This window comes from Hymenobacter sp. DG25B (assembly GCF_000801315.1).
GTDB lineage: Bacteria > Bacteroidota > Bacteroidia > Cytophagales > Hymenobacteraceae > Hymenobacter.
Map to the genome: position 1 here is coordinate 280694 of NZ_CP010054.1, position 21770 is coordinate 302463.

22 protein-coding genes are annotated in these 21770 nt (G+C 59.8%); 11 read left to right on the forward strand and 11 right to left on the reverse strand.

The window, feature by feature from the left end; all coding sequences use genetic code 11:
• Window positions 1-134: 134 nt before the first annotated feature.
• The 4 genes from PK28_RS01210 to PK28_RS01225 form a co-directional block, all read right to left on the reverse strand.
• On the reverse strand, window positions 135-1943 hold the full coding sequence (locus tag PK28_RS01210; protein ID WP_082016899.1) for an alpha-amylase domain-containing protein: 1809 nt from the start codon (window positions 1941-1943) through the stop codon (window positions 135-137).
• 425 nt (window positions 1944-2368) lie between these two features.
• Window positions 2369-4492, reverse strand: coding sequence for a M13 family metallopeptidase (locus PK28_RS01215; protein WP_044510568.1), 2124 nt, complete (start codon window positions 4490-4492; stop codon window positions 2369-2371).
• A 59-nt stretch (window positions 4493-4551) separates the two neighbouring features.
• Entirely contained in the window at window positions 4552-6654 is a 2103-nt protein-coding gene (locus PK28_RS01220; RefSeq protein ID WP_044510573.1) for a M13 family metallopeptidase, read from the reverse strand.
• A gap of 120 nt (window positions 6655-6774) precedes the next feature.
• Window positions 6775-7851 carry an NADH:flavin oxidoreductase/NADH oxidase gene (locus PK28_RS01225; protein WP_044516000.1) on the reverse strand — a complete coding sequence of 359 codons (1077 nt, stop codon included), beginning with the start codon at window positions 7849-7851 and terminating at the stop codon, window positions 6775-6777.
• A gap of 176 nt (window positions 7852-8027) precedes the next feature.
• Here PK28_RS01225 and PK28_RS01230 point away from each other — a divergent pair, with 176 nt between their 5' ends.
• The 5 genes from PK28_RS01230 to PK28_RS01250 all read left to right on the forward strand — a co-directional run bounded on the left by PK28_RS01230 (window position 8028) and on the right by PK28_RS01250 (window position 12052).
• The gene (locus PK28_RS01230) at window positions 8028-8942 is read left to right on the forward strand and encodes an alpha/beta fold hydrolase (RefSeq protein WP_044510575.1); all 915 of its coding nucleotides are present in this window, start codon (window positions 8028-8030) and stop codon (window positions 8940-8942) included.
• Between the two features lie 101 nt (window positions 8943-9043).
• A complete protein-coding gene (locus PK28_RS01235) occupies window positions 9044-9568 on the forward strand; it encodes a DinB family protein (RefSeq protein WP_156126189.1) in 525 nt (174 codons plus the stop codon).
• A 42-nt stretch (window positions 9569-9610) separates the two neighbouring features.
• On the forward strand, window positions 9611-10471 hold the full coding sequence (locus PK28_RS01240) for a pirin family protein (protein WP_044510579.1): 861 nt from the start codon (window positions 9611-9613) through the stop codon (window positions 10469-10471).
• Between the two features lie 45 nt (window positions 10472-10516).
• The gene (locus PK28_RS01245) at window positions 10517-10984 is read left to right on the forward strand and encodes an SUKH-3 domain-containing protein (RefSeq protein ID WP_044510581.1); all 468 of its coding nucleotides are present in this window, start codon (window positions 10517-10519) and stop codon (window positions 10982-10984) included.
• Window positions 10985-11020: 36 nt separating this feature from the next.
• On the forward strand, window positions 11021-12052 hold the full coding sequence (locus PK28_RS01250) for a Gfo/Idh/MocA family protein (RefSeq protein ID WP_044510583.1): 1032 nt from the start codon (window positions 11021-11023) through the stop codon (window positions 12050-12052).
• Here the strand turns inward: PK28_RS01250 and PK28_RS01255 are convergent.
• The 4 genes from PK28_RS01255 to PK28_RS01270 all read right to left on the reverse strand — a co-directional run bounded on the left by PK28_RS01255 (window position 12049) and on the right by PK28_RS01270 (window position 16375).
• A complete protein-coding gene (locus tag PK28_RS01255) occupies window positions 12049-13935 on the reverse strand; it encodes a chloride channel protein (protein ID WP_044510585.1) in 1887 nt (628 codons plus the stop codon). The genes PK28_RS01250 and PK28_RS01255 overlap by 4 nt on opposite strands.
• Window positions 13936-14160: 225 nt before the next feature.
• Window positions 14161-14670: a GNAT family N-acetyltransferase gene (locus PK28_RS01260; RefSeq protein ID WP_044510587.1), complete on the reverse strand. Its 510-nt coding sequence runs from the start codon at window positions 14668-14670 to the stop codon at window positions 14161-14163.
• Window positions 14671-14688: 18 nt separating this feature from the next.
• Window positions 14689-15933, reverse strand: coding sequence for a TCR/Tet family MFS transporter (locus PK28_RS01265; protein ID WP_044510589.1), 1245 nt, complete (start codon window positions 15931-15933; stop codon window positions 14689-14691).
• Window positions 15934-15958: 25 nt separating this feature from the next.
• Window positions 15959-16375, reverse strand: coding sequence for a hypothetical protein (locus tag PK28_RS01270; RefSeq protein WP_044510592.1), 417 nt, complete (start codon window positions 16373-16375; stop codon window positions 15959-15961).
• 221 nt (window positions 16376-16596) lie between these two features.
• Between PK28_RS01270 and PK28_RS01275 the strand changes: the two genes are divergently transcribed.
• Window positions 16597-17238: an Hsp20/alpha crystallin family protein gene (locus PK28_RS01275; protein WP_065814122.1), complete on the forward strand. Its 642-nt coding sequence runs from the start codon at window positions 16597-16599 to the stop codon at window positions 17236-17238.
• Between the two features lie 200 nt (window positions 17239-17438).
• The gene (locus PK28_RS01280; protein WP_044510595.1) at window positions 17439-17822 is read left to right on the forward strand and encodes an Hsp20/alpha crystallin family protein; all 384 of its coding nucleotides are present in this window, start codon (window positions 17439-17441) and stop codon (window positions 17820-17822) included.
• An 81-nt stretch (window positions 17823-17903) separates the two neighbouring features.
• On the opposite strand, the gene PK28_RS01285 is transcribed toward PK28_RS01280, so the two are convergent.
• Together PK28_RS01285 and PK28_RS01290 are read right to left on the reverse strand one after the other, a co-directional pair.
• Entirely contained in the window at window positions 17904-18227 is a 324-nt protein-coding gene (locus PK28_RS01285; RefSeq protein ID WP_044510598.1) for a hypothetical protein, read from the reverse strand.
• A gap of 31 nt (window positions 18228-18258) precedes the next feature.
• Window positions 18259-18528 carry a VF530 family protein gene (locus tag PK28_RS01290; RefSeq protein WP_044510601.1) on the reverse strand — a complete coding sequence of 90 codons (270 nt, stop codon included), beginning with the start codon at window positions 18526-18528 and terminating at the stop codon, window positions 18259-18261.
• Window positions 18529-18643: 115 nt separating this feature from the next.
• On the opposite strand from PK28_RS01290, the gene PK28_RS01295 reads away from it, so the two are divergent.
• From PK28_RS01295 to PK28_RS01305, 3 genes are read left to right on the forward strand one after another with little or no spacing between them, the layout of a single operon-like run.
• Window positions 18644-19483, forward strand: a complete 840-nt coding sequence (locus PK28_RS01295) for a glycoside hydrolase family 25 protein (RefSeq protein WP_044510603.1) — start codon at window positions 18644-18646, stop codon at window positions 19481-19483.
• A gap of 18 nt (window positions 19484-19501) precedes the next feature.
• A complete protein-coding gene (locus tag PK28_RS01300) occupies window positions 19502-19867 on the forward strand; it encodes a septal ring lytic transglycosylase RlpA family protein (RefSeq protein WP_044510605.1) in 366 nt (121 codons plus the stop codon).
• A gap of 24 nt (window positions 19868-19891) precedes the next feature.
• Complete coding sequence (locus tag PK28_RS01305; RefSeq protein ID WP_044510607.1) at window positions 19892-20098, forward strand: hypothetical protein; 207 nt, start codon at window positions 19892-19894, stop codon at window positions 20096-20098.
• A gap of 60 nt (window positions 20099-20158) precedes the next feature.
• Here the strand turns inward: PK28_RS01305 and PK28_RS01310 are convergent, their stop codons facing one another.
• Window positions 20159-20584 (reverse strand): DUF6799 domain-containing protein, encoded by a 426-nt coding sequence (locus tag PK28_RS01310; protein WP_044510609.1) that lies wholly within the window; start codon window positions 20582-20584, stop codon window positions 20159-20161.
• Window positions 20585-20792: 208 nt separating this feature from the next.
• On the opposite strand from PK28_RS01310, the gene PK28_RS01315 reads away from it, so the two are divergent.
• On the forward strand, window positions 20793-21731 hold the full coding sequence (locus PK28_RS01315; protein ID WP_044510612.1) for a DnaJ C-terminal domain-containing protein: 939 nt from the start codon (window positions 20793-20795) through the stop codon (window positions 21729-21731).
• Window positions 21732-21770: the final 39 nt, after the last annotated feature.

Genomic DNA, 21770 nt, shown 5'->3' on the forward strand with positions numbered 1-21770 from the left:
CTGATTACGATTTCTTCGTAATTCTACGAAAATTTCGTAATAACCAAGCTACACCATCTCATTTTTTTTGTAAACCGCAATAAAAAAGCCGTTTGCGGTCAGCAAACGGCTTTTTAGAATTAATGATTAACCGGCTATTGCCAGGTGTCGGTACGCGTCAAGCTGGTGCCCGAGGGCGTGAAGGCGCGGTTAGCGCCACCTTCCCACAACACGTTGCCGGCGGCATCTTTCCGGATGTACTTATACTGCACGGCGGTGCCGCTGGTCAGGTTTACGGTGCCGCTCCATTTGGGGTAGGCGGCCCCGCTCAGCTTAATGGCGTTAGCCGTGTTCCAGCTGCCCAGCTGGGCCGTGCTGCCAATAATGTACACGTCCTGGCCCGTTACCGTGTTGCTGTAGGTCACGTTAAAAGTAACGGCCGTGGTAGTGCTGGTAGGGGGCGGCGTGGTGGTGCCGGTGCCGGGTACCCAGGCCGAGTAGCTGCGGGCATTTACCGGGAATACGCCGTAGCCATTGGCATCGGTGGTAACAGTGCTGGTATTGTTGCCGGTTTTGTCGGTGAGGGTGGCGCTTTTAAAGGGCGTGGTAATGCCTTTGCTGCGCGCGGCGCTGCCATCATTCAGCAGAAGCAGCAGGCCCGCGTGCGTGGCGTCGCCGGCGCGGGAGTAGGCATAAAGGTCGGCATCGTTGATGCTGGTGTACTCATTGCCGGCCCCGTAGGCGTTGGCTTTGCGGATGCTGATGAGCTTTTTGATCTGGGCGCCCAGGCCGTACTCGTAATAGTCGCGGTAGAACACGCAGGGGTAGCCTTTGGCCCGGGTCAGGATGTAGGCATAGGCCAGCATCTTGAGGTTCACCACCGGCGAGTACAGGGCGCCGCCCTGCTGGTCGGTATCATGGTTATCCACGAAGGATACGGACAGGGGCCCGTTGGCCTCCGTGAAACCGGCAAACTGCAGCCCGCGCATATCCCAGGCGCCATTACCGTTGCTCATGTCCTGGAACGTGTAGTGCAGAGGCACATCGAAGAGGCTGGTGCGCCCGCCGGTGCTGGCGGCGTAGTTGTTCAGGTCCGTGAGGTTGCGGAACCAGGCCTCACTCACGGCAAAGCGGGTACCCTTCACTGCATCCAGCCACTGGTTTACGTAGGGCGTGTAAATGTGCTTGGTGGCATCCAGGCGGTAGCCGTCCAGGTTCAGCTTGGTGGTAATCCAATTACCCCAGTTGATGGTTTCCGTCTGGTTGGCGGAGTTGCCGTTGTACTGAATTTCCGAGCCCAGCAGGTTGTCGTAGGCATCGTTATTGGCGTAGGGCTGAAAGTCCCAGCTTTTCCACTGGTACCAGCCGTTGTTGGGGGCCTGCTGGGTACCGGTAAAGTTGGCCGAGCTCCACCGATAGGAGCTGTAGGTAGCGCCACGGCCCGGGTAGTTAAACTTGGTGTAAACGGTGTTGCCGTTCACCGTTTCCTGCGCGTCGGCCCAGGTGAGGTGGTTCATCACCATGTCCTCGTACACCTGAATTCCTTTGCCGTGCAAGGAGGTAATGGCTGATTGTAGCTGGCTGATGGTGCCGTAGCGGGTAGCCACCGTGCCTTTCTGGTTGAACTCGCCCAGGTCGTACCGGTCGTACACCCCGTAGCCCACATCACTGGCACTGCCGCCTTTGTAAGCCGGGGGTAGCCACACGGCCGTAATACCGGCGTCGCTCAGCTCCTGAGCTTTGCTGCCCAGGTTTTGCCACCATGTGCCCGCTGCGGTGGTAGTAGGCGTGTTCCAATAAAAGCCCTGCAGCATTACGCCGTTGGTGGCTACGGCATTCTGCGTGCCGGGGGCTGCCAATACCGCTGGTGCCCCGGCTGGTACGGCCGCATCTTTGGTGCAGGAGGACACAAGCGTGCCCATGGCTGACAGCCCTAGTAGGGCCGCCGCAACAAGTTTTTTCATGAATGGGGGGGTTTGGTTGTAAGAGAGATGGTTACAATACTAGCTCGTCAGTTTACTATAAATGAAATAGAATTTTGGCCAATTTTAATATGCTTTTATTAGCAATAAATTCTTTAACTATTTTTAAATCAATGTTTTATATTTTATGAAATTAGGATAAAATGCGAAATTTCGCTATTGAAAAAGTATTCGCCATTCTGGTTTATGTGCAAACCAAATTACCACGGGCATTTCTGTCTTCTTTCTAATGTCCAGGCAACTTCTTTCAGTGCAGTAAAAAGTAAGGTCCTGCAGCAGTACCGTCTGCTTAATTAATTAGCCCCTTTATTCCCACTGACAGTCATCCTCACTTGAACTAAACGGAAAAAAGAAAGCCGCCTGCAGTTGCAGGCGGCTTTGCTAATCAGAACCCTATTAGGGCCGGTTTACCAGATGCGGGCGCGCTCGTTCTGAGCGCGCACCATTTTACCCTGGTCTTTGCAGCCAAAGGCTTCGTAGAACTCGGGCATGTTCATCAGCGGGCCGTTGGTACGGTACTGCGCCGGCGAGTGCGGGTCCGTCTGTACCTGCTGGCGGATGTACTCCGGGCGGGCATTGGTGCGCCACACCTGCGCCCAGGCCAGGAAGAAACGCTGTTCAGGCGAGAAACCGTCGTACTGCGGACGGGGGCCGTTGCCGTGCTGCTTCTGCAGCTGCTTTTCCAAAGCGGAGTACGCCAGGGCCAGGCCACCGAAGTCGGCCAGGTTTTCGCCCATGGTCAGCTTACCGTTCACGAACACCGAATCCAGGGGCTGGAAGGCCGAATACTGGGCGCCCACCATGTCGGCGCGCTTCGTGAATTCGTCGGCATCTTCCTTGGTCCACCAGTCGCGCAGGTTGCCCTGGGCATCCGACTGCCGGCCACGGTCGTCGAAGCCGTGGGTGATTTCGTGGCCGATAACGGCACCCATACCACCGTAGTTTACCGCGTCGTCGGCCTTGGGGTCGAAGAACGGCGGCTGCATGATGCCGGCGGGGAACACAATTTCATTCAGCGACGAGTTGTAGTAGGCATTCACCGTGGGCGGCGTCATACCCCACACGGAGCGGTCGATGGGCTTGCCGTAGCGGCTCAGGTTGTCTTTCGACTCCCACTCGCGGGCGGCCAGCATGTTTTTCAGGTACGACTCACGCGAGATATTCAGGGCCGAATAGTCCTTCCACTTGTCGGGGTAGCCGATTTTTACGGTGAAGGCATTCAGCTTTTTCAGGGCTTCTTCCTTGGTAGCGGCGCTCATCCACTCCAGACCACGGATGTGCTCACCCATGGCTTCCTTGATGTTGGCCACCATTTCCTGGGCCTTCACTTTGGTTTCCGGGGTAAAAGCCTTATCCACGTACAGCTGGCCGAAGGCTTCGCCCAGGGCACCATCCGTAGCGCGCAGCATGCGCTTCCAGCGGGGCTGCTGCTCCTTGGCCCCGCTCAGCACCTGCTGAAAGCGGAACGACTCATCCACGTATGCCTTGGGCAGGGCCGAAGACACCGAATTGACGAGGTGAGCGCGCAGATAGGTTTTCCAGTCGGCGAGGGACTCCTGCTTGAGGGCCATATTGGCTTCTTTCAGGAAATCCGGCTGCCCCACAATTACTTCCTTAGCCGAGCTCAGGCCCAAAGAGGGCAGCATGGCCGTGAGGCCCAGGTTAGGATACAGGCGGCTGGCCTCGGCCACCGTCATCTTGTTGTAGTTGGCGTAGGGGTCGCGCAGGGCTACCCGGTCTTTGCTGGCTTTGGCCAGGCGCGTCTCAATGCGCAGTACCGTAGCCGCGTTTTTGGCAGCGTTAGCCGGCGTCTCGCCCAACATTTTGAAGGTGTTGGTGAGGTAAGTGGTGTAAGCCGTGCGGATGCCTTTGGAGCGGGCATCATCCTTCAGATAATAGTCGCGGTCGGGCAGCGTGAGGCCGCCCTGGCTCAGGTACAGCGCGTACTCGTCGCTCTTTTTGCGGTCCTGGTTCACGCCCAGGCCAAATACTGAACGGGTTTGCAGGCGCTGGGCCCGTACCAAAGCCGTTTGCAGGCCTTTCAGATCCTTCACGGCCGCAATACGGGCCAGCTCGGGCTGCAGATACTTCAGGCCGGCTTTCTCGATGGCCATGGAGTCCATGGAAGAAGCGTAGTAGTCGCCTACCTTCTGCAGATTAGAGCCTTTGGTAGCCGAGGTATTGGCCGCCGATTCCTCCAGAATGCTGCGCATCACGGCTTCATTCTGGTTGATGAGCGTATTCCAGGAGCTCCAGCGCGACTCAGCGGCCGGAATAGGGTTGTTCTTCAGCCAGGTGCCGGAAGCATACTGGAAGAAGTCGTCGCAGGGCGACACCGACTTGTCGATGTTGGCGGGGTCGAGGCCCACGCCGGGCAGCACCGGGCCCGCCGAGGCCGTAACTGCGGTAGCCGTGGCCGGCGCCGTTGTGGGTTCGGTGGCCGTGGCCACCGGCGTGCTGCTGGCACAGCCCGACAGCACCAAGCCAGCAGCTGTACCCAGCGTTAAAAGAAAAGCACTAGTACGAAACATAAGAACGGTAAGAAGAGAGGAAAGTGAAGAACGAAGAGGTGATGAGGAGCTAAATATAGTTACCAGATCTTTGCGCGGTCCTGCTGAGCGCGCACCATTTTCTGGCCTTCCTGGCAGCCGAAGGCCTCATAGAACTGGGGCATGTTCATGAGCGGGCCAATAGTGCGGTATTGCCCCGGCGAGTGGGGGTCGGTGAGGATCTGCTGGCGCAGGGCTTCGGGGCGGATGTTGGTGCGCCGCAGCTGGGCCCAGGAGAGGAAGAAGCGCTGCTCCGGCGTGAAGCCATCGAACTTAGGGCGCGGACCGCTGCCGTAGCGCTGCTGCAGCTGCTTTTGCAGAGCGCCATACACTACCGTGAGCCCGGCGAAGTCGGCCAGATTTTCACCCATGGTCAGCTTGCCATTCACGAATACCGAATCCAGGGGCGAGAAGGCCGAATACTGGCGGCCTACTACCTCAGCGCGCTGGGTAAACTTCTCAGCATCTTCCTTGGTCCACCAGTCGCGCAGGTTGCCCTCGGCGTCGTACTGCCGGCCCTGGTCGTCGAAACCGTGCGTGATTTCGTGGCCGATAACGCCCCCGATGGCACCGTAGTTTACCGCATCATCGGCCTTGGGGTCGAAGAACGGGGGCTGCAGGTACCCGGCCGGGAACACAATTTCGTTCATCGGCGGGTTGTAATAGGCATTGATGGTGGAGGGCGTCATGCCCCACTCGTTGCGGTCGATGGGGCCGCCGTACTTTTTCACTTCCTGGCGGTAGTCCCACTCGCGGGCGGCCAGCAGGTTTTTCAGGTAGGAGTCGCGGGAGATGGTGAGGGCCGAATAGTCCTTCCACTCATCGGGGTAGCCGATTTTCACGCGCAGGGCGTTCAGCTTTTTCAGCGCCTCGGCTTTGGTGGCGTCGCTCATCCAGGTGTTGGTCTGGATGTGCTCGGCCATGGAGGCCTTGATGTTGGTGACCATTTCCAGGGCCTTTCGCTTGGCGGCGGGGGAAAAGGCTTTGTCAACATAAAGTTGACCGAAGGCTTCGCCCAGCGCCTGGTCCGTAGAAGCCAGCATGCGCTTCCAGCGGGTGGGCAGTTGCTTGGTGCCGCCCAGCACCTGGCTAAACCGGAACGACTCATCCACATACGCCTTTGTCAGGGCTGAGGAAACGGAGCGCACCAGGTGCCAGCGCAGGTAGGTTTTCAGATCGGCCAGCGGCTCGGTCTTCAGCACTTTGTTGGCTTCATCCAGGAAAGCGGGCTGGCCCACAATCACCTCCTGGGCCGCGCCCAGCTGCAGGGCACCCAGTACGCGGGGCAGGTTCAGGTTGGGGTAGCGCTTGCTTGCCTCGGCCAGCGCCATTTTGTTGTAGTTGGCCTGCGGGTCGCGCAGCTCTACGCGGGTGCGGGAGGCCTTGGCCAGGCGCGTCTCGATGCGCTCTACCGTAGCCGCATTTTTCTGCGCGGTGGCCGGGTTGTCGCCCAGCAGGGCAAACATATTCGTCAGGTACTTGCGGTAGGCAGCCCGGATGGTTTCGGTGCGGGCGTCCTGCTTGAAGTAGTAGTCGCGGTCGGGCAGCGTGAGGCCGCCCTGGTACAGGCCTACGGCGTATTGGGTGGTTTTTTTCTCGTCTACCTCCACCCCGGCACCAAAGAAGGCCCCGGTTTTCAGCAGCTTGTGGCGGGCAATTATGTCCTGCAGGCCGCGCAAATCTTTCACGGCGGCAATGCGGCTGAGCTCGGGCTGCAGCGGGGCCAGGCCGGCCTTTTCAATGGCAACGGTGTCCATGGCCGAGGCATAGAAGTCGCCGACCTTCTGCAGGTTAGAGCCCTTTTCAGCGGCGGTATTAGCGGCGGCTTCTTCCAGAATGCGGCGCAGCAGGGCCTGGGTTCGGTCGCCGAGCAGGTTGCGCGGGCCCCAGCTGGAGGCATAGGCCGGAATGGGGTTGTTCTTCAGCCAGGCGCCGCCGGAATACTGGAAAAAGTCCTCGCAGGGCGAAACGCTTGGGTCCAGGTCGGCTACATCCAGACCCACCCCTTTTACTACGGCTTCGGTGGGGGCCGCCGGTGCGGCGGCGGTGGGAGTGGAAGGTGCCTTTTGGCTGGTGGCACAGCCCGCTACGGCCCATACGGCTGCCGCGGCAAGTGAACGGGTGAGAATAGAAGTCTTCTGCATTGACAAGAGAAGGGTGGGGAAAAGTCAGGAGCGGGCCTTTGCCAGGCAAAGACCCGCTCCTGCAAGTTAGGCTGCATGAGCCACTTCCTACTCGGTTTCTCCAGCTCGCAATGGCCCACTTTATCTTTTTCGAGGGCGGGCCCGCACGTATTGGTCCGGCCAGGCAATGTCGGCACCCAGCTCGTGGGCGGCATGCAGCGGAAAGTAGGGGTCGCGCAGCAGCTCCCGGGCCAGCAAAACCATATCGGCCTGGTGGTTGGCAATGATGCTTTCGGCCTCTTCGGCCGTGGTAATCATACCCACGGCACCGGTGGGCAGGCCGGTTTCCTGTTTGATGCGGGCGGCAAAAGGCAGCTGGTACATGGGCCCCACGGGAATAGGCGCCACGGGCACGTTACCGCCGGTGGAGCAGTCCAGCAGGTCGACGCCTTTGTGCTGCAGCACGCGGGCCAGGGCCACGGAGTCATCGGCGGTCCAGCCGCCTTCAGTCCAGTCGGTAGCGGAGATGCGCACGAACAGCGGGTACTCAGCGGGCCACACGCTGCGGGTGGCTTCCACTACTTCCAGCAGTAGGCGGATGCGGTTTTCAAAGGAGCCGCCGTAGGCATCGGTGCGCTGGTTGCTGAGCGGGGACATGAACTCGTGCAGCAGATAGCCGTGGGCCGCGTGCACTTCAATCACCTCAAAGCCAGCCTCCAGGGAGCGAACTGCCGCCGCCCGGAAATCAGCAACCACCTTTTCAATACCGGCCGGGAAGAGTTCCTGCGGGGCTGCTTCGTCCCCGGAAAACGGCAGGGCGCTGGGCGCTACCCGCACCCAGCCGCCTTCCTCGGTAGGCCCGATGAGCGTGCCGCCTTTCCAGGGGCTGCGGTGGCTGGCTTTGCGGCCGGCATGCGCCAGCTGAATGCCGGACACGGCGCCCTGGCTTTTTAGAAAATCGGTGATGCGCTTCAGGAAAGGCACGTGGGCATCGTCCCAAATCCCCAGGTCATCGGGGGTGATGCGGCCTTCCGGCGAAACGGCGGCGGCTTCCGTAATGACCAGTCCGGCCCCGCCCACGGCGCGGCTGCCTAGGTGCACCAGGTGCCAATCGTTGGCAAAGCCATCCTGGCTGCTGTACTCGCACATCGGCGACACGGCAATGCGGTTTTTAAACGTAATGCCGCGCAGAGTAAGCGGCGTGAAGAGCTGAGACACGGTATAGCGGGCTGAGGTGATACAGAAAGTCTTCATAACTCTATTGCGGGGCCCGGGGTTTAGAAGCTGCCCCTGGCCAGGTCCGGCGCCGGGCGCACTATTAATACCCAATTATCCCGGCCTCCGTAAAGCCCGGCAGTCACCTATCTGTTTCCTGACCTCTTTTCCTGACTTCTATGAATATGCACTACATCCGGCGCGGCACCGGCAAGCCTTTGCTTTTGGTACATGGTATTGGCGGCAGCTGGCGCTCCTGGAATACCATTCTGGATGATTTGGCCGCCGAGCGCGAGGTTATTGCCGTGGATTTACCGGGCTTTGGCGACACGCCCCCGCTGTCCGGTCCGGTTACCATTGGCACACTGGCCGATGCCCTCACCGAATTCCTGGAGGCACACCAGTTGCTGGGGATTGATGCCGTAGGTAGCTCCATGGGGGCCCGCCTGGTGCTGGAAATGGCCCGGCGGGGCGGTGTACTGGGCGCGGTGGTTTCCCTGGACCCCGGCGGATTCTGGCAGGGCTGGGAAATTCCCTTCTTCTACTACACCGTGGCCGGCTCCATCCGGCTGGTGCGGGCGTTGCAGCCCGTTATGCCCGCCCTGACCAGCAGCGCAGTGGGCCGAACGGCCCTGTTTGCGCAGTTCTCAGCCAAGCCCTGGCGTCTGTCGCCAAAAATTACGCTGGATGAGATGCGCACCTTTGCCGCCGCACCTTCTTTCGATGAGCTGCTGGATAGCCTGGCCTACGGCGAAAAGCAGCAGGGCGCGCCCGAAGGGTCTGTTCCGGCGCCGCTGGTTATTGGCTGGGGCCGGCAGGATCTGGTTTGCCTGCCGCGGCAGGCAGCGCGGGCCCAGGCCCTGTTTCCCGATGCCCGGCTGCATTGGTTTGCGGGCTGCGGCCACTTTCCGCAGTGGGACCAGCCCCAGGAAACCGTCCGCCTGATTCTGCAGGTAACCCAGGGCGAGTATATTGGGCAGGAAGCGGGCAGAGAAGCCGCTGCCCAGCCCCGGCCGCAGCGCACCCTGGCGGTAGCAGCCGTGGCAGGGGTAGCCGTAGCCGGCCTGTGGCTGCTGGCCCGCCGCTCCCGATAGATCATATAAGTGGCGCCGCCGGCATAGAGTCCGCTGGGCCCGGCCCCAAACACTTGCCCGGTGGCTGGGTTTAACGAATTATTTTAACTGCCTTTTCCTCAATTATTGTGGCTGAATCCCTGGAAGTATGGCTGCGCGGCCCGTTGCCCGCCATACCCCCTTTGTTTCAACCCGTGGCGCATGCCCTGCTGCAGGCCCGGGAAGAAGTAACGGCGCTGCTGGCTGACTTTCCGGCCGACCTGCTCTGGGAACGGCCCGCGGGCGTGGCTTCCGTGGGCTTTCACCTGCAGCACCTGATAGGTGTGCTCTCCCGTCTCTTTACCTATGCCCGCGCCGAAACGCTGACGCCGGAGCAGCTGCAGGCGCTCCGCGCCGAAGGCCAGCCCACCAGCGCCACGGCGACTGAGTTAGTCGGGCAGTTTTCTGAGCAGGTAGATAAAGCACTGGAGCAGCTGCGCCTAACGCCGCAGGACACCGCCACGGAGCCGCGCAGAGTGGGCCGGGCCCAATTACCCTCCACAGTACTGGGCCTGCTGTTTCATGCCGCCGAGCATACCCAGCGCCATGTGGGCCAGCTGCTGGTAACGGCGCGGGTGCTGCAGGCCGCCTCAACCTCGGACCGGTAAAGCCAGTATCCCTTCCCATTATCTATTCTCTGCCTGATTTCTATGTCGCTTCGCCAAATAAAACAGCAGCACCGTGCCGTTAGCGCCCCTATTGCTGACCTGATTACCTACCGCGCCCTGCCCACGCAGGCCGTGGAGCACATCGACCCGTTTCTGTTTCTGAACCACCACGGCCCGCAGGTATACCGGCCTAAAAACCAGGGGCTGCCGTTTGGGCCGCACCCGCACCGCGGCTTTGAGACGGTAACATTTATTGTGGCCGGCGACATTATGCACCAGGACAGCGGCGGGCACAAAAGCGTGATTGAAGCCGGCGGCATTCAGTGGATGACGGCGGGCAGCGGCCTGATTCACTCCGAAGTTTCCTCAGAGCAGTTTAAAGCCACCGGCGGCGACCTGGAAATTCTCCAGCTGTGGGTGAACCTGCCGGCCAAAAACAAGATGGTAGCGCCGCGCTACATCGGGCTGCAGCAGGATGAGATTCCCACCGTGGCGCTGGATGAAGGCCGAATTCTGATTCATGCCGTATCGGGGACGTGGGCGGGCACAGCCGGGGCCATTCAGCCGCTGGCTGATGTACAGCTGGCTACCCTTGACCTGCAGGCGGGCAGCACCCTGGATTTAAGTATTGCCGCGGAGCGCAGCATCTTCTTCTATACCATTACCGGGAAGCTGCGCCTGAACGGGCAGGACACCGAAGCCCGCCAGCTGGTAGAATTTACGCATGAAGGCGACGAGCTGCATATAGAAGCCCTGACGGATGCCAAGATTCTGCTGGGCCACGCCCGGCCTTTCAACGAGCCCATTGTGGCGTACGGTCCTTTCGTGATGAATACGGAAGCCGAAATCCGCCAGGCCTACCACGATTATCAGTCGGGAAAATTTGGCACCTGGCAGGGTTAAAACGCATTAGTTTCCCTGATTGAACTTCTTTACCTTACTCGGCTTATGAGTAACCCCACCAGCCGTTCGTTCTTATTTACGCCCGAAGTGCACCACCTGCTGGTAGAAGCCGGCTGGCACCGAAGCCGGACGGTGGAGCTAAGCCACTGCCGGCTGCCGGTTTCTATCGTGGTCGGCTGGCCGGCGCCGGTGCAGGCATTTTTAGCCGAGTTTGGCGGCCTCATGCTCTACTTCATCCGCCGCGACGACAGTATTGCCTACCTCCACTTTGATGTGGCCCGGGCGTATCAGAATTCCGCCACCGGCTACCCCCTGGCCGAGTATGCCCTGCGGGCCGGCGAGCTGGCCTTATACATTATTGGGCAGGCCTACACGGAGAATCTGTTGCTGCTGATGAGCGCAACCGGCCAGGTTTACGGCGGCTACGAGGATTCCCTGTATGCTATTGCCGGGAACGGGGAAACGGCCATTGAAGCCATTTGCCTGGATCTGCCGTTTCGGGAGATACCCTAGGCCGGTTCTGCCCGGCGGCTTATTTGCTTGTGCCTTATGCCTACCCCTATTCAAACTGGTTTGCTTGCTTACGGAATGTCGGGGCGGGTATTTCACGCGCCTTTTCTGGAGGCCCACCCCGGCTTTGCGCTGGCCGCCGTAACCGAGCGGCATGAGCAGCAGGCCCACCTTCAGTACCCGGCGGTGCGGAGCGTGGCCAGCGTAGAAGCGCTGCTGGCCGATGAAGCCCTGGAGCTGGTGGTGGTGAACACGCCCAACAACACCCACGTGGAGTTTGCCCGGCAGGCCCTGCTGGCCGGCAAGCACGTGCTCCTGGAAAAACCCGTGGCTACTACCGTGGCGGAAATACGGGAGCTGTATGTCCTGAGCCGCCGCGTAAACCGCCACCTGCTTCCCTACCAGAACCGCCGCTGGGACAGTGACTTTCAGCTGGTGCGGCAGGTGGTGGAAAGCGGGCAGCTGGGCCGGCTGGTAGAAGTCCACTTCCGCTTCGACCGCTACAAGCTGGCCCTCAACAAAAAAACCTTCAAGGAAAACCCAATTCCCGGCAGCGGCCTGCTCTACGACCTGGGCCCGCACCTGCTGGATCAGGTTATCAGTCTGTTCGGCCCGCCCCAACACAGCTACAAGGCCCTGAGCAGCTACCGCCCCGGCTCCAAGGTAGATGATTACTTCACCTTTCACTTTCGATACGCATCCGGGCTGCACGTAACGGTGACCAGCAGTTTGCTGGTAGCCGCCCCCGGCCCGGCCTTTGCGCTGCATGGCACCGCCGGCAGCTTCAGCAAGCTCCGCGCCGATGTGCAGGAAGCCCAGCTACTGCAGGGCATTTCGCCGCTGGCGGATGAGTACGGCTTGGAACCGGCAGAAGCCGCCGGCCAGCTCACGCTGGCCGCGTCCAACGGTAGCCTTTCTCACGCTGTGTTACCCGCCCCCCGCGGCCACTACATGGGGTTATTTGAAGCGGCCTACCGCACCATCCGGCATGGGCAGCCCTACCCCATAACCGAGGCTGATATTATGGCCCAGCTGGCGCTCCTGGAGCAGCCGCCCACGGCAGCCAGCTAGCTGCGCACGCGGTTACCACGCAGAAGCTTGTTGCCGCGCAGCATAATCCGGATGCCGTGGCGACGCAGGGAAATATCCGTCTGGGAGCCCTCCTCTTCTTCCAGCCGGAAGCGGTAGGAGCGGATAATATCGTGGTACGACAGCACGCCCGTGACCAGGCGCGGGTTTTCCGGCGATACCACCGGCAGCACATCTACGCCGGCGCGGGCCATAGTGCTTACCGCCGCCCGCAGCGTATCCGTGGCCTGCACGGAGGGCAGCTGGGCCGAAACAATGCTGCGGATGGAGGCCGCCAAATCAGGGTAGGGACCGTAGAGCTCCGCTACGCTCACTATGCCTTCGAATACCCCATTATTGTCGACGATGACAAAGTAATTGGCCCGGTTATCGGGTTTGCGGCCCAGCCACTCGCGCACTTCCTGCAGGGAGTTTTCGGCGCTAACCGTGAGGCCGCCTTCGCGCAGCACCTGCTCTACCCGGATTTTCTCCAGGGCGTCGGGCTCGTAGGAATCGGGCGTTTTCACGCCGCGACGGGCTATTTTCTCCGTCATAATGGTGTTGTCCATCAGCAGGGTAGAAACCAGGTACGAGCCCACGCAGGCTCCCAGCAAAGGCAGCAAAGGGTTAGACTGCCCGGTAAATTCTACAGCGAAAATGATGGATGTGAGCAGGGCCCGGGAGGCACCCGCAAACATGGCCGCCATACCCACTAATGCTGCCAGCGGCAGCACTACGCCGGCCTCGGGAAACAGCTGCTGCGCTACCAAACCCAACAGCGCCCCAGTAGCCCCGCCAATAGTAAGCAAGGGCGCCAGCGTGCCACCAGAGGTGCCGCTGCCTAGGGAAATAGCCCAGGAAGTAAACTTCAGCAGGCACAACGACAGAATAACCTGCAGGGGCAGCTTGCCCGACAGCAAATCAATGATATTCTCATAGCCCACCCCCAGGGTGCGCGGGGCAAAATAGCCCACCAGGCCCACGGCCAGACCGCCCAGCGCCGGCCACCACATCCAATGAATGGGTAGCTCCTCAAACATATCCTCAATCCAATACACCAGCTTGGTAACCAGAACGGAAATGGCCCCAATCAGCAGGCCCATTACGCTATAAACTGCCAGTGCTTCGTTGCCGGGGGCAGCCACCAGCGGCATGGGAAAAGTAGGTCCTGCTTCGAATAACACATGATGGCCCGCCGCCCCGGTAATACAGGCCAGGGCCACGGGAATAATGGAGCGCGGCGAAAACTCAAACAACAGCAGCTCAATAGCCAGGAAAATGGCCGCTACCGGCGTGCCGAAGATGGCCGTCATGCCGGCCGTAGCGCCGGCCGCCAGCAGCACCTTTCGCTCAGAGTGGGTGATTTTCAGCAGCTGACCCACCGTGGAGCCAAAAGCGCCGCCCGTGGCAATAATGGGCCCCTCGGCGCCAAACGGGCCGCCGGTACCAATGGAAATGGCCGCCGAAAGAGGCTTCAGCAGCATAATGGAAGGCTTGATGCGGCTTTTATTAGTCAGAATCTGCTCCATGGCCTCCGGAATACCGTGGCCCCGAATGGCCTTGGAGCCATACAGCGCCATAAGACCGACGAGCAGGCCTCCCACGGCGGGCAACAATATCACAAACAGCCCCAGGTGGTTATCGGCCGGGCTGTGGTACCGCACCGAAAGCTCCCCGAAAAACGACAGGTTGGTAACCAGGTTAATCAGGTAAACCAACAGGCGGGCTACCACACTGATGACTACGGCAATACCTATGGCCAGCACTGCAATCCAAATCGTTCGTCGGGTATTCTGCAGGCGCTGGGTCTGCATATTTTCGGAGGCCAGGGCCAGGTCGAGCGAGGTGGAAACAGGAATGCCAGTGTGAGGAGCCGTATTCTTCATCAAGAAATGGATTTGGTACTTTTAATAGACACGTTGCACCACCAATAGGTTTTCCTTTGATACTGAAACCGAAGGAAGTGCATAGCTAGGGTACGGGCGCGGCGCCACAAAAGTAGAGCCGCTTTCCCGGAGCAGAGGCAAAAAGCGGCCTGTCTGCTACCAGCATCCGTTGGCGCGGGCTTACCTAACAATCCATAAAAAACTCATTAACAGTTTATTATCTCACTAAAGAGCCAGCTCCTTTTCGTAGCAAAAAAAACGCAACCCGGGCCGGAAGGCCAGCGTGATTTCGCCCGCAAAGCGGTAGCCCAGCTTGGGAAACAGGGCCTGCGTCGCACGATTTTCGGAGTTGGTATCTACGCGGGCCACGCGCAGGCCCCAGGCCCGGCCCTGCTCTTCTGCCTGGGCCAGCAACGCCGCGGCTATGCCTTTGCCCTGGGCGGCGGGGTGTACGGCCAGGCGGTGCGTAACCACGGCGGGCTCGGCGGCGTCCCAGTCGGCCTGGGCATATTCCGGGTCCTGGGCCGTGGTGAGGGCCGCTACGCCGACCACCCGCCCATCCAGCTCGGCCACCCAGAGCCAGTCCTTGGCAATATCTTCTTGAAACACCTGCTCATTAGGGTAGGTGGCCTCCCATTGAAAATTGCCGGCAGCCTGCATCAGCGGCACTACAGCCTGCACGATGCGCAGAATAGCAGGCAAATCTTGGGTGGTAGCCAGGCGAACGTGAAGCATAGAAGGAAGCAGACGGCGTTAGGCGGAAGTTTGCTGCGCTACGGGGGCCGGGTGCCGGTAGTGCGCCAGGGAGCGGAGGGTGAACAGCAGGCTGGCCAGCGCCAGCACGGAGCCCATCAGAAACGGAGCGCCCGCAAAGTGGACTGGCGCCCCGGGGCTGGTGAAATAAGCAAACAGATTGGTCATGAGCGGTGGCCCCAGGATGGTGGTCAGGCTCACGAGGCTGGTGAGGGCTCCTTGCAGCTCACCCTGCTCATTAGGCGGCACCTGGCCGGAAATAATGCCCTGCAGCGCCGGCCCCGTAATACCGCCCAGGCAGTAAGGCACCAGGAAGGCAAACATCTGCCAGCTCTGGCCGGCAAACGCAAACAGCAGCAGGCCAAAGCTATATAGCAGCAAGCCGGCGTATACCGTGTTGCGCTGGCCCAGGCGGGCAATAATAAAACGAATGAGCCCGCCCTGCACAATAGCCGTCAGCAGCCCTACAAAGCCCAGGGAATAGCCCACCCAGCGCTCCGTCCAGCTGAATTTCAGCATGGTATAATACGTCCAGGTAGATTGCACCGCGTGGGAAGCAATGTACACCAGCACCAGGGATACGATGAGGCCGGCCACCACCGGGTAGCGGCGCAGCTGCAGCAGAGAGCCCACCGGGTTGGCCCGGCGCCAGTTAAAGCGGCGCCGGTGCTGCTGGTCCAGCGACTCGGGCAGCACCAGGTAGCCATACAGGAAATTAACCAGGCTGAGGCCGGCGGCCACCATAAAGGGCACCCGCGGCCCCCAATGGCTGAAAATACCGCCCAGCGTGGGCCCAATGATGAACCCCAGCCCAAAGGCGGCGCCCACCATGCCAAAGTTCTGGGCCCGCTTTTCCGGGGTGCTGATATCGGCAATGTAGGCGGTAGCCGTGGTGAAGCTGGCCCCGGCTATGCCGGCAATCAGGCGCCCAACAAACAGCCACCCAATAGTAGGGGCCAAGGCCAGGAATATGTAGTCGATGCCCAGGCCCAGCAGGGAAAACAGCAGGATGGGGCGCCGCCCAAACCGGTCACTGAGCCCGCCCAGCACGGGGGAGCACAGAAACTGCATAATGGCGTAGGAAAACGTGAGCCACCCGCCGTACTGGGAAGCCTCGCTGAGCCCGCCGCCCGTGAGTTGCTCAATCAGGCGGGGCATTACGGGAATAATGATGCCCAGCCCAATAACATCTACCAGAATAGTGATGAAAATGAAGCCCAGGGCCGCGTTGCGTTTAGCAGACATAAAGCAGAATATAAACTACGGATACTCAGACGGTGGAAACATTTTGGCCTTGCAGCCAGGCAATGGCCTCACCCTCTTCAATAAACCGCTCCGCCATAAAGGCTTTGCCCACAAAAAAGGAAGGTGGCGGAAAGGCAGCATCGGCCTCCTGATTGCGCAGTATTACCGGGCCCAGCAGGTAGGCCAGCCGCAGGTGCCCGCCCAGGTGCGTTCCGGCATCAGGCAGAAAGGTGCCCACCATCCATTGCGCGCCTTCCTTATCGGTATTGATGCGGCGGCGGGCATCCAGCAGCCAGTGTCGGCACTGACGCCCGGCCGCTTGCTCCAGCAGGTAGCGGTAGCCTGCCTGCATTTCCGCCCCGGAAACCAACCGCATCCATCGACCAAAGAGAATATCCAGGTCGGCCCGATAAACCACATGGAGAAAGTCGGAAACGTGCATAGGAAAAGAGCAGAAAGAAGAAGGCTAAAGGTAGGAAGGCGGGGCGGGGAATTTCGTATGTCCTGCCTGTAGCCAGGGCATCAAGGCAAAGTTTTGGCTATCAGGAAGCGCCTAAAAAGCCAAAGTTATATAGCGTCTTTTCGGCCACAGCTATAAATTTATAATGTATATTTAATTAGTTATATCTCTAATGGTTTCACCTGTTTAAACTACTGCACACCATGGCTATCCAAAAGTATCAAAGTTCCTTTCCCGGCACGCCCTCCAGCTTCTCCTCCATGCTGGACCGCTTCTTCAATGACTCATTGGCCTCACAGGGCAGAGTTGCCAGTTTTTCTCCTCAGGTAGATGCCTTTGAAACTGAACAGGGCTTCGAAATAGAAGCTTCCCTGCCCGGCCTGAAGCGCGACGAAATAAAGGTGGACTTTCAGCAGGGCCGCCTGGCCATTTCCGGCGAGCGGCGGTTCCACAATGAGCGGAATGAGCGGCAGTACCACTTGGTAGAAAACTCCTACGGCTCTTTTTACCGCGCCTTTGATATGCCCGATACGGTGGACGCCCAGAAGATAGAGGCCACTTTTGAGGATGGGGTGTTGCACGTGCACGTGCCCAAAGACACGCAGAAAACCATGCGTCACCAGATTGAGGTGCGGGGTGCGCAGGGCAGCCAGCCGGGTGGGGGCGACGGCAATGTTGGCAAAGGCAGCACCAGCGGAAAAATGTCGGAGCGGGTGGGGCGTGATGCTACGGATATCCCTGTGCAGGATGCTTCTTCTGCTCAACGAGGCGGCAGCCAGCAGCATGCGGCCGGCCAGCAAAACGCGCCCGGCGCCTCTAAGCAGGGCTCCGGCGTAGGCTCCTGAGCAAGATATTCATACCGTAAACAGACTAAAAAGCAGGCATTCTTCGCCCGGAATGCCTGCTTTTTTGCGTCTGGATTGCAGACAATATGACCGAATGCGCGCTCCTACTACCCTTTTTCTGCGCCATTATGGCTTATTAAGTGTGCGCTACAGATTGGTACGGGGTTTGAATAACGGTTGCTAACCTTACAGATGTAACTATGAAGCTCATCAGCAAAGAATTTATTCACAACCTGGCCCCCCAGCTGGACTTGCTCAACACCCTGGGTGGCGGCACGGCGCAGGGCACGTTGCGAGTAGATAAGCGCGAGAAGGGCGTCGTTATTCACGTTGCGGCGCCTTCCGTGCAGCCCGAAAACTTCCACGTGGTTTTGCACCACAACCGCCTCACGGTGTACTGCGACTTCCGGCATCAGCCAGCAGACAAGCTCGGCGCTCCGCTGTTCGCCCAGTCCCTGGAATTGCCCGATACGCTGGACCTGACCCGCATTGATGCCGTGCACGAGAACAACGAGCTACAGGTGCGCATTCCCTATAAGGATGCCACCGGCAAGCCCCGCGAAATCGACATCCGGCAGCGCTAAGCCTGCTTTTCACCTTTGGTTTTACAGAGCCACTGCCCTACGGCGGTGGCTCTTTTTTTATGCATTATGGGGCCGCCGGCACTAGCTAAACAGCGGCCACAGCAGCACAAAGCTCATCAGTAGGGAAAGGTAGAACCACCCCATCAGCTGCCCCCGGTACCGGCGCGGCAGCCAGTTGCTGAGCATCAGTACGGCCACTACTACCAGCGTGAGATGCAAGAGCAGAAACACCACCGTTTTCACCCAGTTGCTGACAATGGTATTCTCCGGCTGCAGCTGGTTGTTCATGCCCAGCCCGGAGGTGAGCAGCTGGAGCAGGTAAAAAGCCACCAGCTCAAACACCACAAACAGGCCAGCCCCAAGGAGTAGGGCTGGCGGACTGGATTTCCGGGAGGCGTCGGCCATAGCTATTATGGGGTTAGGGCTAAAGTTTTGCTTAAGGCCGGGGTTTGCCCAGCACCTCAGCCGTACGAGCCTGAATATAAAGCTCTTCTACCTTGGCGCGGGCCCAGGGCGTGCGCCGCAAAAAGGTAAGGCTGGATTTGATGCTGGGGTTCACGGCAAAGCAGTTTACCCGGATGCGGCTATCCAGCTCCGGCCAGCCATAATGGGCTACCAGGTACTCCAGTATCTGCGCCAGCTTTACGCCGTGCAGCTCGCGGATCAGGTACCCGGACTCGTCCCGGGCGTCATCAGAAACAGACATACAAGCAGACTTTGCGGCGAAGTTGCAAAAACTCTGGCGGCTTTCCGGCGGGTAGCAGCCGCCCGGCAGGTACCAGAACCGGCCGATGTGCGTTACTTTTGTCCAGTATCCGCTTATGAGTCGTTCCCGCCGCCGTACGCCCGTTGCCCGCCGCCGGGCCAGCCCTACCCGTCGCTGGGCGGTGGTGCTGCTCGCGCTGCTGGTGCTGACCGGCGGTCTTTATAGCCAGTACCGCCGCCAGGTAAACCGCTATGCGCGCCGCCTTTATACTACCTTGGTAAATCCGCACCTCACGGGCTCAGAGCGCACCCCTTTGCTGGATGGCTACTCCGTGCACGGCATTGATGTGTCGGCGTATCAGGGGCACATCGACTGGCCCCGCGTGGCGGCCAACAACGTTCGGTTTGCCTTTATTAAAGCCACGGAGGGCGTAACTCTGCGCGACCCGCGCTTCCCGCGCAACTGGCGCGAGGCCCGCAAGGCGGGGGTGTTCTGCGGAGCCTACCATTACTTCCAGCCCAATTACGATGGCGCCCAGCAGGCCAACCTGTTTGTACGCACCGTGCCCCTGCAGCCCGGCGACCTGCCCCCGGTGCTGGACGTGGAAGCCCCTGATTTTCATGATGTAGCCGTAATGCGCCGCAACATTGCTACCTGGCTGCGGCTGGTGGAGCGCCACTACGGCGCCCGCCCTATCCTGTATTCCAATTACAGCTTTTACCGCCGCTACCTGGCCGGGCATTTTGATGAGTACCCGCTGTGGCTGGCGCACTATGAGGTGGCCCAGCCGGCTCTGGCCCGGGAGAAATGGATTATCTGGCAGCACAGCGACGAATCCTACGTGCCAGGCATCCGGGGCACGGTAGATTTCAATGTGTTTCAGGGTAATTACAACAGCCTGCTGGCCTTGCGTTTAGCAGCGCCGCGCCGCCCGGCAGCTCCCCTTCCCCGTTAGTTTTTGCTACTTTCCGCCATGCGCTCCATTTCATTTCTTCTGCTGGTCCTGGCTTTCTTAACGGGCTGCGCCGGCGGCAAAGCCTTTACCCAAACCGGGCAGGCCTCTTATTACGCCGATAAATTCAACGGTCGTAAAACGGCCAGCGGCTCGGTGTACCGGCCGGGGCAACGCACGGCCGCGCACAATACGCTGCCCTTTGGCACGGTGGTGCGCGTCACCAACCCGCGCAACCACCGCTCCGTGAAAGTCACCATTACCGACCGGGGGCCACACGTGAAAGGCCGCATTATTGATCTTTCCCGCAAGGCCGCCCACAAAATTGGGGTAGATAAAGCCGGCGTAGCGCCGGTGCAGCTGAAAGTGGTGAAAAAAGCCCGCTAAAAACCTCTATAGCAACCTCCTCTTATGCGCATTAAAAAGAAAGTACAGTGGCCGCTTGCCAACTATACCAGCCGGTATACTGCGCTGGGGGCTTTTGTAAAAGCCGCCGAAGCCCAGACCTGGACCGAGGCCGAGGTGCAGTTTGTGATAGATGAGGTAGTGGAAGCCGCCGATGATGCCGAAGCCCTGGCCATTTTGCAGGACTACACCCAGACCGGCCCCAACCGATAAGGGGCAACCCCGCCTGCGCCGGATTGCCCCTGTATACCTTAGTAAAGAACGTAGCAGGAATTAGTTGCGGCGGCCCTTTTTGGTCTTCAGCTTCATTTTGGATTTCTGCGTGCCCTGGAAAGCGGCCTTCGAGAGGCTGTCCTGCTCCATGCGCATTTCCTTAGTGGTTACGCGGCCTGTGAGGGACATAAAGTCGCCTTCCTTCATTTGTACGGTGGTGCTGTCACGTAGTACCACCGTGCCATCAGCCTTAATCCGGGTGCCGTTCAGCAGGCTTTCGTCCTGCAGTACGGGGTCGGTGTGGCCACTGCGCGTTACCAGTAGCTTACCATCTTTTATGGTATAGCCCTCTTTCAGGGAAACAGTGGTGGGCGCTGTGCGGGACTTGGGCGCTACCGGGCGGCGCGGCGGCAGCTTCTTGGTTTGGGCCTGAGCCGTAAGGCCGAACAGCGCCAGCGCTAAGGTGAGATAAGTAATGCGCTTCATAGAAAAGAAATAAGCAAAGGGGGTGGGAATGGGACCACAAAGTACAAATTACAGGCCAGAAAGTGCCAACAAGTCCATGCCCACAACTTCTCTTTTTGCCGATTCGTTTTTGACACCGGCCAAGCGCCCTTGTTTTGCGTACCCTCATGCAGGACCGCCGCATTAGCGCTACCTTTTGTCCGCTCTTTCACGCCCAGCCTCGTACCCCGTGGATTACAAAGACTACTATAAGATTCTGGAGCTCGATAAGTCGGCTACCAAAGACCAGATCCGGAAGCAATACCGCAAGCTGGCCCGCAAGTATCACCCCGATGTAAACCCGAATAACCCGGACGCTGAGCGCAAGTTCAAGGAAGTGAATGAGGCCAATGAGGTGCTCAGCGACGAAGAGAAGCGTAAAAAATACGACCAGCTGGGCGCCGACTGGCAGCGCTACCAGCAAGCTGGCGGGCCAGGCCGGGGCAGCGGCGGGTTCGACTGGTCCCAGTACGGCGGCCAGCCCGGCGCGGGCGGGTACGGCGGCTTCAGCGGCGGCGAGAATCCCTTCGGCGACGCTGACTTCTCCGATTTCTTCAGCTCCATTTTTGGCGGCATGGGTGGCGGAGGTGGCCGCAGCGGCGGCACTCGCGCCGGCGCCGGCCAGGATTTCCAGGCCGAGCTGGAGCTCACGCTGGAAGAAGCCTACCGGGGCGGGCCGCGTACGCTCACCGTCAACGGCAAAAACCTGCGCATCACCATTCAGCCCGGCGTAGAAGATGGCCAGACCATCCGGCTCCGCGACCAGGGCGGCCCCGGGCGCCACGGTGGCCCCAATGGCTCGCTCTACATCACCTTCCGCATCAAGCCCGACCCGCGCTACACCCGCACCGGCCACGACCTGACCATGGAGGTGCCGGTCAGCATTTACAAAGCCCTGCTGGGCGGCGAGCAGGTGGTAGAAACTCTATCCGGCCCGGTTAAAATCAACATCAAGCCCGAAACCCAGAATGGCACGCGGCTGCGGCTGCGCGGCAAGGGCTTCCCGGTTTACCGGCACGCCGGACAGTTCGGCGACTTGTACCTGCGTCTTACCCTGACGCTGCCTCAGCACCTGACCGACAAGGAGAAGGAGCTGTTTCAACAGCTGGCAGAGCTGCGAAAAGAGTAAATTTAGTTAGCCGTAATCCGTTGTCCGTTCTTTCAACGA

Excerpts from the sequence above, each read along its gene's own strand:
- PK28_RS01245 (WP_044510581.1), top strand. The coding sequence starts at position 10,517 with ATGAGTAACCCCACCAGCCGTTCGTTCTTATTTACGCCCGAAGTGCAC.
- PK28_RS01215 (WP_044510568.1), bottom strand. The coding sequence starts at position 4,492 with ATGTTTCGTACTAGTGCTTTTCTTTTAACGCTGGGTACAGCTGCTGGC.
- PK28_RS01240 (WP_044510579.1), top strand. The coding sequence starts at position 9,611 with ATGTCGCTTCGCCAAATAAAACAGCAGCACCGTGCCGTTAGCGCCCCT.
- PK28_RS01305 (WP_044510607.1), top strand. The coding sequence starts at position 19,892 with ATGCGCATTAAAAAGAAAGTACAGTGGCCGCTTGCCAACTATACCAGC.
- PK28_RS01260 (WP_044510587.1), bottom strand. The coding sequence starts at position 14,670 with ATGCTTCACGTTCGCCTGGCTACCACCCAAGATTTGCCTGCTATTCTG.
- PK28_RS01310 (WP_044510609.1), bottom strand. The coding sequence starts at position 20,584 with ATGAAGCGCATTACTTATCTCACCTTAGCGCTGGCGCTGTTCGGCCTT.
- PK28_RS01255 (WP_044510585.1), bottom strand. The coding sequence starts at position 13,935 with ATGAAGAATACGGCTCCTCACACTGGCATTCCTGTTTCCACCTCGCTC.
- PK28_RS01295 (WP_044510603.1), top strand. The coding sequence starts at position 18,644 with ATGAGTCGTTCCCGCCGCCGTACGCCCGTTGCCCGCCGCCGGGCCAGC.
- PK28_RS01210 (WP_082016899.1), bottom strand. The coding sequence starts at position 1,943 with ATGAAAAAACTTGTTGCGGCGGCCCTACTAGGGCTGTCAGCCATGGGC.
- PK28_RS01220 (WP_044510573.1), bottom strand. The coding sequence starts at position 6,654 with ATGCAGAAGACTTCTATTCTCACCCGTTCACTTGCCGCGGCAGCCGTA.
- PK28_RS01250 (WP_044510583.1), top strand. The coding sequence starts at position 11,021 with ATGCCTACCCCTATTCAAACTGGTTTGCTTGCTTACGGAATGTCGGGG.
- PK28_RS01265 (WP_044510589.1), bottom strand. The coding sequence starts at position 15,933 with ATGTCTGCTAAACGCAACGCGGCCCTGGGCTTCATTTTCATCACTATT.
- PK28_RS01285 (WP_044510598.1), bottom strand. The coding sequence starts at position 18,227 with ATGGCCGACGCCTCCCGGAAATCCAGTCCGCCAGCCCTACTCCTTGGG.
- PK28_RS01280 (WP_044510595.1), top strand. The coding sequence starts at position 17,439 with ATGAAGCTCATCAGCAAAGAATTTATTCACAACCTGGCCCCCCAGCTG.
- PK28_RS01270 (WP_044510592.1), bottom strand. The coding sequence starts at position 16,375 with ATGCACGTTTCCGACTTTCTCCATGTGGTTTATCGGGCCGACCTGGAT.
- PK28_RS01275 (WP_065814122.1), top strand. The coding sequence starts at position 16,597 with ATGGCTATCCAAAAGTATCAAAGTTCCTTTCCCGGCACGCCCTCCAGC.
- PK28_RS01300 (WP_044510605.1), top strand. The coding sequence starts at position 19,502 with ATGCGCTCCATTTCATTTCTTCTGCTGGTCCTGGCTTTCTTAACGGGC.
- PK28_RS01230 (WP_044510575.1), top strand. The coding sequence starts at position 8,028 with ATGAATATGCACTACATCCGGCGCGGCACCGGCAAGCCTTTGCTTTTG.
- PK28_RS01290 (WP_044510601.1), bottom strand. The coding sequence starts at position 18,528 with ATGTCTGTTTCTGATGACGCCCGGGACGAGTCCGGGTACCTGATCCGC.